Raw genomic sequence first — 11,451 nt, 5'->3', positions numbered from 1 at the left:
CCCCGTGCATCAGGCCGTCGGCAGCAGGAGCCGCGTTGCGGCCTCGCGCAACCGGGGCGGGACCGGCACGGTCCGGGTCTGCTCGGTCCGCGCCACATAAACATGGACGAAGTGTCCCTCCGCGCTCGCTCGGTCCTCGGTATTGCGGAAGATGCCGAGCTCGTAGCGGATCGAGGAGCCGCCGAGCCTGCCGCAGCGGATGCCGCAGGTGACCAGGTCGGGGAAGGCGATCGGCGCGAAGTAGCGGCACTGGGTCTCGACCACCAGCCCGACCTCGGTACTGGCGCCGAGGTCGAGCACTTGGTTGGCGATCAGGAACTGCGCCACTGCGGTGTCGATCCAGGAATAGTAGGTGACGTTGTTGACGTGGCCGTAGACGTCGTTGTCCATCCAGCGGGTCGGGATCTCGGTGAACCAGCGGTAGTCGGCGCGGGTGCCGATCGGGCTCTTGCCGCTCACGCCAGCGCCTCCTCGACCAGTGCGTTGTCGACGCAGTCCGCAAAGGCGGGGACGTGGGTGATGACGCCCGCCTCCAGCATCGCGCGGCCCAGCGTCTCGAAGGCCTGCTGCGGGAAGCGCGGCCCGGCATCCCAGAGGTCCAGCGCCTGGTAACGCGCAATGGCGCGGGTGCGGTGCGCCGCGGGGATCTCGGGGAAGCGCGGGGCGATGCGCGCGGCGACCTCCTCGGCCGGCGCGACACGGATGACGTCCAGCGCCTCGGCCATCGCCCGGACCATCGCCCTTAGCGGCTCGCGCTTCGCCGCGATGCCGGCCTCGGTCGCGTAGAAGGCGGTATAGGCGGTGTGGCCGCGGCTGGCCTGGGCGTGCCAGACGGCGCCGCCGGCATCCTCGACCTGGCAGGCGAAGGGCTCGAACATCTGCGCCAGGTCGAGGCGGCCGTCGAACACCGCAGCGGCATTGGCCGCCATGCCCTGGTCGGTGACCGTCGCCAGCGCGCCCCAGTCCGTGCCGCGCTCCGCCACGTCGCCGCGCAGGCACCAGACCGGGGTCGGCACCTCGGCGACTAGGCCGAGCCTCAGCCCCGGCAGGTCCTCGATCCGGAAGCCCGGGCGCGGCGCCGCGCCCAGCAGCAGGAAGGGGTCACGCATGACCACGGCGCAGAAGCTGCGCAGGGTGCAGGCGGGGTCCTGCGCCCGAAGCAGCATCGGCCGCATCGGCCCGGACCAGGCGAGGTCCGCCTCGCCGGCCAGCAGCTTCGCGCAGGCGGCGTCGGTGGTCCCGGCGGTCACCACCTCGACCGCCACGCCCTGCCGGGCGAAGGCGCCGAGCGACTCGGCCAGGTAGAAGGGGGCATAGAAGAGGGCCCGGAAGGGCTCCAGCAGGGTCATCTGGTGCATGGCGGCTCCCGAGTCAGGCCACCCATTATCGCCCTCAATGCCGTTCCGGCGAGTCTTGGGCGCCCCTGGCCTCCGGATTGGGGAACCATATGCATTCGGGCTTCGCCGCCCGCACCCGCGCTGCTATGCACGCAAGAAGGCCGGCGCGCCCGCGCAGGTCAGCAAACGTCCCCCGCCCGCGTGGCCGAGCCGAGAGTGCCTTGAGCAGCCAATCCCTTCCGGAATCCTTTAGGCTACGCGCCGGCAACTTCAACCTGCTGGTGTTGCGCCTGCTCGACCCGCGGCCGGAGGCGGTGCTGCCGGCGCTGGGCGACCAGTTCCGCCGGGCGCCCGGCTTCCTGCGCTTCGCGCCCATCGTCATCGGCTTGGCCGACCTAGCCGTGGCGCCGGAGGAGGTGGATTTCCGCGGCCTGATCGAAGGGCTCCACGCGCTCGAGATCGTGCCGATCGGCACCACCGGCGGCAGCCCGCAGATGCGCCAGGCGGCGACCGCGGCCGGGCTGCCGCCGCTGCGCGCCGTCGGCGGCCGCGACCCGGAGGCCGAGGCGCCTGCGTCGACCGCCATCCCGCCCGCGGAGGCCGCGCCACCCACCGCCGCAACACCCCCCGCACCAACCGCCGCCCCGGCCGAAGCGCCGGCGGCCCCGGCCTTCCAGGGCAGCGGCCGCGCCGCCATGGTGGTGACCGAGCCGGTGCGCTCCGGCCAGAGGATCTATGCTGAGGGTGCCGATCTCATCGTCACCGCCACGGTCAACCCCGGCGGCGAGGTCATCGCCGACGGCAATATCCACGTCTATGGCGCGCTGCGCGGCCGGGCGATCGCCGGCGCGCAGAACGATGCGGAGGCGCGGATTTTCGCGCTGAATTTCGACCCCGAGCTGATCGCTATCGCTGGCTTCTACGCGGTGCGCGAGGGGCTGGGGGAAGCACCAATCGGCCGGCCGGCGCAGGTCCGGCTGGACGGCGAGGAGATGCGGTTTGCGCCGCTTGGGTAAACGCCGGCGGAGGGGCGCCAAAATGGTGGCCGCGGCGGGTGACAGGATGCAACAGGGGGATGCGTCGATGGCGCAGGTGATCGTCGTGACGTCGGGCAAGGGGGGCGTGGGCAAGACCACCACGAGCGCCGCCATCGCGACCGGGTTGGCCCAGGCGGGCAAGAAGACCGTGGTGATCGACTTCGATGTGGGCCTGCGCAACCTCGACCTCATCATGGGGGTCGAGCGCCGCGTGGTCTTCGACATCGTCAACGTCATCCAGGGCGAGGCGCGGCTGAACCAAGCGCTGATCCGTGACAAGCGGGTCGAAGGCCTGGCGATCCTTCCGGCCTCGCAGACCCGCGACAAGGACGCATTGACCAAGGAGGGCGTCGCCGGGGTCATCGAGGAGCTGAGCCAGGATTTCGACTACATCCTCTGCGACAGCCCGGCGGGCATCGAGAAGGGCGCGCTGCTGGCGCTCTACTTCGCCGACCAGGCGATCGTCGTGACCAACCCGGAAGTCTCGTCGGTGCGCGACAGCGACCGCATCCTCGGCGTGCTGCAGTCGAAGTCGAAGCGGGCGGAAGAGAAGCGGGAGAAGGTGAAGGAGCATCTCCTCGTCACCCGCTACGACCCCAACCGGGTCGAGCGCGGCGAGATGCTGAAGCTCGAGGACGTGCGGGAGATTTTGGCCATCCCGCTGCTCGGTGTGATCCCGGAGAACGAAAGCGTCCTCAAGGCGTCGAACACCGGCACGCCGGTGATCATGGACACCGAGAGCATTGCCGGCCAGGCCTACAAGGACGCGGTGGCTCGCTTCCTCGGCCAGGAATTGCCGCACCGCTTCCTGGAACCGGACAAGAAGCCGAGCTTGCTGCGTCGACTGTTCGGGGGGAGGGCTGCCTGAGATGAGCTGGCTCGACTACTTCCGGGCGAACCGCAAGCCCGAGCCGCCCAGCGCCACCGCGGCGAAGGAGCGGCTGCAGATCGTCCTGGCGCATGAGCGCATCGGCCGGACGCGGGAGGACTTCCTGCCGCGGCTGCAGCAGGATCTGGTGGCAGTGGTCGCCCGGTACGTGGCGATCGACCCGGGCAAGGTGAATGTCGCGCTCGACCGCGGCGGCGACATCTCGACCCTGGCGATCGAGATCGAGCTGCCGGGCGCGCGGCCGGCTTCCGCGGGGGCGGCGGCCAGGGCCTGAGGCGGAGATCGCAGGCCTGCACCGCCCGGGCGCCGCAGGTGGCCGCGGCCTGCGGGATGCGCCTGAAAGCCGCAGCCGTCAGGCGGCGCCGGCCTGGATGATGAGGCCGACCGAAGTCGTGGTGTAGCCTCCCAGCGTCAGGCGCAGATGCGGCGCATCCTGCGGACCGCCCTCGTGCGGGTAGGGCGGCACATCGACGAGCTGGTCGAAGAGGTGCTGCCCGCCGGGTGGGTCCTGCAGTGGCCGCATGGCGTGCCCATCTGCCGCGAGTGCCCGTGCCAGCCGGTCGAGATGGCGGCGCTGGTAGAGCACTGTTGGCCCGGTGGCGAGCGTCGGGCGGTCCTGATCCATGTTGTATTCGGTGGTGTGCACCGCGGTGCCGCCCGGGCGCAGGCACCGCATCGCGGAGCGGATGAAGTCCTCGCCTGCCTCGAGCGATCCGAGATGCTCCAGCGCGCAGATCGACCATACGAAGTCGAACCGGCCTTGCAGGAGATCCTCGGGGATCGCGGTCATATCCACCGCGCGGAAGCCGAGCAGGCGGTCGCATTCGGCTGCTTTCGCCAGGCGTGGCCGGTACAGGTTCTGGGCCCGGTTGGCGTGCTGGCCGGAGTCCCGCCAGGCGTCCGCCCGGTCATCCGACGCGTCGAGGTCCGTTGCCAGCACCTCGATTCCCCGGCCCACGAAAAAGGCGGGCAGATCCTCCGTCCCGACCGCGAAGCCGAGCCCTCGGCGGCCAGGCTCGAGCATGCCGGCCTCCCAGAGCGCCTGCGGGACGAAGCAGTCCTCCCAGAGTTTGCGGTGGTAGCGCGGGGAGGTGCCGAGCGCGCGGCACCAATGCCGCAGCCAGTCCTGCTCGATGTCTGCCTGGCAGCAGATACGGCTGCCAAGGCCGAACCTGCGGGGCACGCCCGGCAGAGTCGCGGTTTCGGTAAGCCCGGCGAGCCGGGCCTGGGCCAGGGTCGCGGCGAGCATCTTGACGTTGATCCGCAGTGTCCTGGCCTCATGCAGGAGCTCTGGCGAGGGTTCAGGCACGTTTGCCGGTGCCGGCATGGGCGCCGGGTCCGGTGCGGGTGCCGGGTCAGCGCTGCCGGTGATCGCGGCAACGGCGGCAATGGCGGCGTCCGCCTCCTCCGCTGTCGCCTCTGCCTCCGCCAGCAGGACCCAGGCCTGGGTTTCGGAGTTCCCTTCGCCGGCATGCGGGCTGGTGAGGTGTTCCACGCCGTCGGAATGGCGGCGCGCGGTGGTGGCCAGCCGGTCGCTGCAAGCGCGGGCAAAGGTGACCACCCGATCCGCCTCGGCCGGGCTCAGGTCGAGGTGGCTCGCGGCGCGCCGGCTCAGGACCACGCGCAGCGCGCGCAGCAGGAGCGCCGCCTTGTACGTCCAGAAGGCGCCATCCTCGGTCCATCCGCCATCCGCCATACGGCTGCGGACCACGATCGTGTCGTAGGGCAGGCTCGCGCCGCCCACTGGAACCATGATCGTGCCGAGCCGGAGTGCCGCGAGTGCACGGCGCAGGGCCGGCGCGATCCGCGCATCGCAGCCCGGCTCGACCAGCCGCGCCAGGGCCAGAATGCCGGCGGCGTGGCAATCGAGGTATCCGGTATTCCCCCCGCTGTCGAAAAACACGCCATCATTCGCGCCCCGCTGCTGGCACTGCAGTAGCAGGTCGAGCGCGGCACCGAGCGCGAGGCGGTACCGCGCCTCCCCGGTCCCGCGCAGCATGGTGTCGAGCGCCAGGATGACGAAGGCCAGGCCGCGGACATAGACCCGGTGGCCGGCGGCATCGCCCTGCGGCGTGACGGCGGCGAAGAAGGCATCGAGATGTCGGTCGAGCCATGCCCGCAGCGCTGCCAGGCGCTCCGGCGGAACCGGCGTCGCGTAGCGGTCTGCCATGCCGTGCCGCCAATAGGTGGCGACAGCGTTCAGTTCGGCGCCATGATCGTAGCTGGCACTTGGGTCGATGCCGGCCATTGCCTCCCGCGAGTCGAGCAGGCTCATGACCGTCGGTGCCTGTGCCAGGTCGCCGCCGGCGAGCAGCAGCCTGTCCTCGGCGATGGCGAACTCGCCGCCCGCCGGCAGCCGGGATGCCGCATGGCGCAGCACGACCCATTGCAGCCGGCCATCCTCCCGCGTGGTGGCGCTGAGGCTGACGACCTGGTCCGGCTGGCGAGGGCGGAGATGGAGAGTATGGGCGAAGCCCGGATTGCCGGCTTCGGCCAGAAGAAGCTGCTGGAGCGGTCCACGATGCAGGTAGGCCGCGCCGGCGGGAGGCAGCTTCGGCGTCGCATAGGTTCCGCCGGCTCCGACATGGCAGGTGCGCGGGACGTCCGACAAGGCGTCGCAGGCTGTGGTCAGGCGGAGCTGCGAAAGCTGGATGCCAGCCAACGCCCGGAGCGTCACCCGCAGCAGGATGGCGGCGCTGTCGGCACGGATGTCATAGCTGTATCGCAGAGTTGCCACCGGCTGCGCCTGGCGACTGAGCAGGCTTGCCGGGGCCTCTATGGTGCTTTCGTGGAACAGGGTGATGCCGTCGACGGTGCGGAGGAGGCCGCAATCGGTGATGCTGTCCTCGACATCGATACAATGCTTGCGGCCGCCCAGCTGGAATTCCAGGAGATGACCAGTGTGCACCGCGGCCACCCGCTCGCGGCCATCGTTGAAGCGGCTGGATTGCCGGAGCACGCCGCGGGACAGGTCGCCCTCGAAGCTATGGAAGGGCGTGACGACCAGGAAATCTCTCGGATCCAGTCGGCGTGCCTGGATCTGCGGCGCCGCCAATCGACGCCAGATCGCCTCGCCGGGCGACATGACGAGCACGAAGTCGAGGACGCTGTCCGCGAGCGCCGGCTCGGCATTCCGCACTGCGGGCAAGGCAAGGAGTTCCAGCGCCTTGGCGTTGTCGTCGGTCCAGTACCAGTGGCTGTCGTTGAACGGCTCCGCCGTCTCCGCGATCGCCTGCATGGCCGCGCCCTGGACGGTGACGGGCTGCAACAGACGGGCCTTGATGAATGCCAGGCCGTCGCGGATCCCGGCCGGCGGGGGCAGGTACGGAGCAGTGTCGAGGTCGGCGGGCATCGGTGTCGGTCTCCGCTTGCACCCCGCCGCATAGCGCCAGGCCGTCCCTGCGGGAAGCAGTGCTCGCACATCCAAGGGTCAGAATGTGGGCGGCTGATTTCGCGCCCCGGTTCCAGCGGGAATGCCGGTCTTCCGGCGCTTTCCGCCTCTTGGACAGCCTGTCCTTGCTGCTCGGCAACGGCATGCCGTTCCAGAAGGGCGGCGGCTGCTCTAGGATCAGCCCGTGCAGCACTCATCCTTCGCCGATCTCGCCGCCCTTTCGCCGCCCGGCTCGCTCGGGCTCTATCCGGCGGCGCTTGCCAGCGCCATCGACTTCGTCCTGGCGCACCCATCGCCCTGGCCCCGCGATATCCGCGGGCATATCGAGGCTGGCTTCTTCGAGGCACCGCCCGACAACGCGATCCTCGGCCCGGTTCGGCCACGCGGGGCACCGAACGGGCTGCTGCTGCGGCGGGGCCGGCTGGTCGCGCGCTGGGGCGACACGCGGCAGGTCGACATGACCTTCAGCGTGGCGAAATCCTACCTCGCAATCCTCACCGGGCTGGCGGTGGGGGACGGCCTGATTCCCGACCTCGACTCGCCGGTGCGTGACCTGGTTGATGATGGCGGCTTCGACAGCCCGCAGAATTCCGGCATCACCTGGCGGCATCTGCTCACCAACACCTCGGAATGGGAGGGCACGCTGTTCGGCAAACCCGACCTGATCGACCGCGGCCGCAACTTGGTGGTGGAGGGCAAGGGGCAGAAGGGCTTGGCCCGGCCGCTGCATCCGCCCGGCACCTATTGGGAGTACAACGACGTCAGGGTGAACCGTCTTTCGCTCGCGCTGCTGCGCCGCTTCGGCCGGCCGCTGCCGGAGGTCTTCGCCGAGCGGATCATGCGGCCGATCGGCGCCTCCGCCGCCTGGCAATGGCACGGCTACGAGACCAGTTGGGTCGAGGTCGCCGGCCGTCGGATGCAGAGCGTCTCGGGCGGCGGGCATTGGGGCGGCGGCGTCTTCATCCATGCCGAGGACCAGGCGAGGATTGGCCAATTGGTGCTGCAGGACGGCGTCTGGGACGGCAGGCGGCTGCTGCCGGCGGGCTGGGTGGCGCAATGCCGCGCGCCCTGCGCGCTGAACTTGGCCTATGGCCTGCTATGGTGGCTTAACACCGGGCGGGCGAAGTGGCCGAGCGCCAGCGCCGAGAGCTATACCTTCAGCGGCGCCGGCGGGAACATCACCTGGGTGGACCCGGCAGCGGAGACCGTCGCGGTGCTGCGCTGGGTGGATGCGACGAAGCTGGACGGCTTCATGGCGGCAATCGGCGCGGCCCTGCTGGGCTGAAGAGGGGCAATGCCCAAGCAAAGGTATTCGCCCCCGACCCCGCATCTGTTCCTGTGAGTCGGCGTGTGCCGCGGTGCAGCCGCCGACTCACAAGAACGAAGCTCGGGGCTGGGAAGGGAAAGGCGTTGCCTTTCCAATCTTCTCGCCGGGATCAGCCCCGACGATCCAATGCGAAGCGCCCCGGCCCGACCAGCCCGAGCAGCAGGAAGCCGCCGGCGATGCCGAGGTTCTTCAGGAACTGCGTCAGGTTGGCGATGTACTGCGGGAATTGGGTCGCCGAGTCGAAGCCCCAGAACCGATGTCCGGTCGCCGCGGTGACCAGGGTGAAAAGGCAGAGTGCCAGCGCCACCCAGCGCGCGCGAATGCCGAGCAGTAGCAGGACCGGCAGGCCAAGCTCGGCCAGGATTGCCACCCAGACCATGACATTCGGCATCGGTAAGCCGAGGCTGCCGAAGTAGCCGGCGGTGCGCTCCACCGCCACGAGCTTGAAATAGCCGGAGACGAGGAAGAGCGCACTCAGCATGACCCGGGCGAGAAGCAACCCGGCATCGAGATTGGCGGGGCGGTCTAGGGTGTGGACGGTATCCGATGGCATGGCTGGCTCTCCTGGAATGGGGCGCCAGCCTGAACCGCAACGGCTCGCCGCGGAAGCCTGGGATCAGCGCGGCGGGCTGACGGCATGTTCCCGCAGGCTGGCGCCGGTCACCGGATCGACCTCGCGCAGCAGGACGTCGTAGCTCCAAAGGCTGGCGAGGTAGCGCAGTACCTGGCGTGCCTCCTGCTCCTCGAGCAGCCTTCCGGCGGCGACGCGGTGCTCGAGGATCAGCTTGCGGTCGCCGCCAAGGTCGACATCGACCACCTGGATATCGGGGTCCGACCAGGCCGGATCATACTGCTTGGCCAGCGCCCGGCGCAGCCGGCGATAACCGCGCTCGTCATGCATGGCATCGACCCGCAGCACCGGCTGGGCGCTGTCGTCCACCAGGTGGAAGAGCTTCAGTTTCCGCATGAGGTGCGGACTGAGGAATTGCAGGATGAAGCTTTCGTCGCGGAATTCGGCCCAGCCATGCCTCAGCACCGGCATCGGGTCGCCGCAGCCGGCGAAGTCGGGGAACCATTCGCGGTCCTCCTCCGTCGGCTCGCGGCAGATGCGCTCGATATCCTCCATCATGGCGAAGCCGAGCGCATAGGGGTTCATCCCGGAATAGCGCTGGTCGTCGAAATCCGGCTGCATGATGACCGAAGAGTGGGAGTGCAGCACTTCCAGCCAATGGCCGTCCGAGATACGGCCCCGTTCGTGCAGCCGGCCGAGGATGCGGTGGTGAGTGTAGGTCGCGCAACCCTCGTTCATCATCTTGGTCTGGCGCTGCGGGTAGAAGTACTGCGCCACGTTGCGGACGATGCGCAGGATCTCGCGCTGCCAGGGGGCGAGGCGCGGGGCCGACTTCTCCAGGAAGTAGAGCACATTCTCCTGCGGCAACTGCAGCAAGGTCCGCCGCCGTTCCTCCTCGCCCTTGGCCGCGGGGACGCTGGCCTTCTCCGGCAGGGTGGACCAGAGCACGTTGAACATCCGCTCGTCGTGCTCTCGCCGCTCACGCTCCCGCTTCTGCTCCGACATCAGGTCGGGGGCGCGGCGGCGATGGCGGTGGACGCCGTAATTCATCAGCGCATGGGCGCTGTCCAGCACCCGCTCGACCGCCGCCTCGCCGTGTTGCTCCTCGCAGGACTGGACATAGGATTTGGCGAATTCGAGGTAGTCGAGGATGCCCTTGGCATCAGTCCACTGCCTGAAGAGCTCGTTGTTCTTGAAGAAGTGGTTGTGGCCGAAGGCGGCATGGGCAATCACCAGCGCCTGCAGCGTGGTCGTATTCTCCTCCATGACGTAGGAGACGCAGGGGTCGGAGTTGATGACAATCTCATAGGCAAGGCCGCGGAGCCCCTTGCGGTACAGTGCCTCGTGCTGGGCGAAATGCTTGCCGAAGGACCAGTGCCGGTAGAAGAGCGGCAGGCCGGTGCTGGCATAGGCATCCAGCATCTGCTCCGCGCTGATGACTTCGATCCGGTTCGGATACCAGCTGAGGCCCAGCTCCTTGCCGGCGATCTCCTCGCAGGCGTCGTGGATGCGCATCAGGGTGTCGAAATCCCAGTCCGCGCCTTGATAGAGCAGGCGATCCTCGGGTTTGACGATGACGTTCATGCGCTGGCCCCTTCGGTCACGCCGCGCTTGGCAAACAACTCGCGGAATACGGGGAAGATCTCCCGCCGGTGGCGCACCTTTTTCATCGCCAGCGGCGCACCGGCATTCACCAGCGCTTCGTAGGTTCGCCAGAGATCGGTTGGGCCACGCGGGAAGCCGGGAATGCCATGCTCGCCCTCGCGGCCCACCTCGATATAGGCATAGTACTGGCAGGCCGGCAGGATTGTATCGACCAGCAGCCGGGCGGTCTTCTGGCTGTCGCCGGCGGCATTGTCGCCGTCCGAGGCCTGCGCCGCGTAGATGTTCCACTCGGCCGGCGGGAAGCGGTCGGCCACCACCTTCCGCATCTCCTCGAGTGCCGTCGAGACCAGCGTGCCGCCGGTCTCCCGGCTATGGAAGAAGGTCTCCTCGTCGACCTCCGAAGCCTCGTGCGTGTGGCGGATGAAGACCAGCTCAACGTGCTTGTAGCGCCGCTGCAGGAACAGGTAGAGCAGCGTGTAAAAGCGCTTCGCCAGATCCTTCATGTCTTCGGTCATTGAGCCGGAAACGTCCATCAGGCAGAACATCACAGCCTGGGCGACCGGGCGAGGGGAGGGCTCGAAGCGCCGGTAGCGGACGTCGATCGGGTCGATATAGGGGATGCGGCGGGCGCGCAGCAGCTGCCGCTCCAGCTCCGCCCGCAGGGTCAGGACGCGCTCGGCGTGCTCAGGCTGGCCCTCCAACGCGGCGATCTCCGCTTCCAACGCCTCCACCTCCTCCGGCTTCGGGCGGCGCAGCGCGATCCGGCGCGAGAGACTGTTCCGCATGGTGCGGGGCAGCGACAGGTTGGCTGGCGAGCCGCTCACGGAATAGCCGGCGCGATGCCAGACCGGGTCGGCGCCGTCAACCAGCCGGCGCTTAGCCATGTCCGGCAATTCGAGGTCGTCGAGGAAAAGCGAGAGGAATTCCTCCCGGCTCAGCACGAAGCGAAAGGTGTCCTCGCCGCTGCCGTCGGGCGAGCCCTCCGAACCGCCGCCGCCGCCCCCGCTCGGTGGCCGCTGGATCTCATCGCCTTCCCGGTATTCCTTGTTGCCGGGCAGCACATGGTCCCGCGTGCCGCCCTGACCAAGGTGGAAGGAGGGTTCGCGGATGCCGTGAAGGGGAATGCTGACCTCGCCCCCCTCATCGGCCGATCGGATGTCCCGCTTGGCCGAGGCGTCGCGGACCGCTTCCTGCACCAGGGATTTGGCCCGGCGCAGGAAGCGTTGCCGATTCGGAAGGCTTCGGCCGCTGGGATTGAGGCGGCGATCCAGGATCTGCATGCAGCGGCGTGCCT

Annotated in this window: 10 protein-coding genes; 4 read left to right on the top strand and 6 right to left on the bottom strand. The window is 69.0% G+C overall.

All coding sequences use genetic code 11. From position 1 onward, the window contains the following. Window positions 1–9: 9 nt before the first annotated feature. Together E2C06_RS02180 and E2C06_RS02175 are read right to left on the bottom strand one after the other, a co-directional pair. Window positions 10–459 carry an acyl-CoA thioesterase gene (locus tag E2C06_RS02180; RefSeq protein WP_133286942.1) on the bottom strand — a complete coding sequence of 150 codons (450 nt, stop codon included), beginning with the start codon at window positions 457–459 and terminating at the stop codon, window positions 10–12. After that, the gene (locus tag E2C06_RS02175) at window positions 456–1,358 is read right to left on the bottom strand and encodes an ABC transporter substrate-binding protein (RefSeq protein WP_133286941.1); all 903 of its coding nucleotides are present in this window, start codon (window positions 1,356–1,358) and stop codon (window positions 456–458) included. Before E2C06_RS02175 ends, E2C06_RS02180 begins: the two co-directional genes overlap by 4 nt. Before the next feature lie 200 nt (window positions 1,359–1,558). On the opposite strand from E2C06_RS02175, the gene minC reads away from it, so the two are divergent. From minC to minE, 3 genes are all read left to right on the top strand, one after another. Beyond that, a complete protein-coding gene (minC, locus tag E2C06_RS02170; RefSeq protein ID WP_241671080.1) occupies window positions 1,559–2,353 on the top strand; it encodes a septum site-determining protein MinC in 795 nt (264 codons plus the stop codon). Window positions 2,354–2,420: 67 nt separating this feature from the next. Further along, the gene (gene minD, locus E2C06_RS02165) at window positions 2,421–3,242 is read left to right on the top strand and encodes a septum site-determining protein MinD (protein WP_133287119.1); all 822 of its coding nucleotides are present in this window, start codon (window positions 2,421–2,423) and stop codon (window positions 3,240–3,242) included. Between the two features lies 1 nt (window position 3,243). Next, window positions 3,244–3,537, top strand: coding sequence for a cell division topological specificity factor MinE (minE, locus tag E2C06_RS02160; RefSeq protein ID WP_133286940.1), 294 nt, complete (start codon window positions 3,244–3,246; stop codon window positions 3,535–3,537). Between the two features lie 78 nt (window positions 3,538–3,615). Here minE and E2C06_RS39135 read toward each other — a convergent pair whose 3' ends face one another. Next, window positions 3,616–6,615 (bottom strand): methyltransferase domain-containing protein, encoded by a 3,000-nt coding sequence (locus E2C06_RS39135; protein WP_241671079.1) that lies wholly within the window; start codon window positions 6,613–6,615, stop codon window positions 3,616–3,618. 223 nt (window positions 6,616–6,838) lie between these two features. Here E2C06_RS39135 and E2C06_RS02150 point away from each other — a divergent pair, with 223 nt between their 5' ends. Next, entirely contained in the window at window positions 6,839–7,939 is a 1,101-nt protein-coding gene (locus E2C06_RS02150; protein WP_133286939.1) for a serine hydrolase domain-containing protein, read from the top strand. A gap of 151 nt (window positions 7,940–8,090) precedes the next feature. Here the strand turns inward: E2C06_RS02150 and E2C06_RS02145 are convergent, their stop codons facing one another. From E2C06_RS02145 to E2C06_RS02135, 3 genes are all read right to left on the bottom strand, one after another. Beyond that, entirely contained in the window at window positions 8,091–8,534 is a 444-nt protein-coding gene (locus E2C06_RS02145; protein WP_133286938.1) for a DoxX family protein, read from the bottom strand. 63 nt (window positions 8,535–8,597) lie between these two features. Further along, window positions 8,598–10,136: a SpoVR family protein gene (locus tag E2C06_RS02140; protein ID WP_133286937.1), complete on the bottom strand. Its 1,539-nt coding sequence runs from the start codon at window positions 10,134–10,136 to the stop codon at window positions 8,598–8,600. Then, window positions 10,133–11,437, bottom strand: a complete 1,305-nt coding sequence (locus E2C06_RS02135; RefSeq protein ID WP_133286936.1) for a YeaH/YhbH family protein — start codon at window positions 11,435–11,437, stop codon at window positions 10,133–10,135. Before E2C06_RS02135 ends, E2C06_RS02140 begins: the two co-directional genes overlap by 4 nt. Between the last annotated feature and the right edge of the window lie 14 nt (window positions 11,438–11,451).

The organism is Dankookia rubra (assembly GCF_004355005.1).
Classification (GTDB): domain Bacteria; phylum Pseudomonadota; class Alphaproteobacteria; order Acetobacterales; family Acetobacteraceae; genus Paracraurococcus; species Paracraurococcus ruber_A.
The sequence above is the reverse complement of the archived record's forward strand: the minus strand, read 5'-3'. Positions and strand labels throughout refer to the sequence as shown.

Coding starts and splice junctions, on each gene's coding strand:
- E2C06_RS02145 (WP_133286938.1), bottom strand. CDS start 8,534: ATGCCATCGGATACCGTCCACACCCTAGACCGCCCCGCCAATCTCGAT.
- minE (WP_133286940.1), top strand. CDS start 3,244: ATGAGCTGGCTCGACTACTTCCGGGCGAACCGCAAGCCCGAGCCGCCC.
- minD (WP_133287119.1), top strand. CDS start 2,421: ATGGCGCAGGTGATCGTCGTGACGTCGGGCAAGGGGGGCGTGGGCAAG.
- E2C06_RS02175 (WP_133286941.1), bottom strand. CDS start 1,358: ATGCACCAGATGACCCTGCTGGAGCCCTTCCGGGCCCTCTTCTATGCC.
- E2C06_RS02135 (WP_133286936.1), bottom strand. CDS start 11,437: ATGCAGATCCTGGATCGCCGCCTCAATCCCAGCGGCCGAAGCCTTCCG.
- E2C06_RS02140 (WP_133286937.1), bottom strand. CDS start 10,136: ATGAACGTCATCGTCAAACCCGAGGATCGCCTGCTCTATCAAGGCGCG.
- E2C06_RS39135 (WP_241671079.1), bottom strand. CDS start 6,615: ATGCCCGCCGACCTCGACACTGCTCCGTACCTGCCCCCGCCGGCCGGG.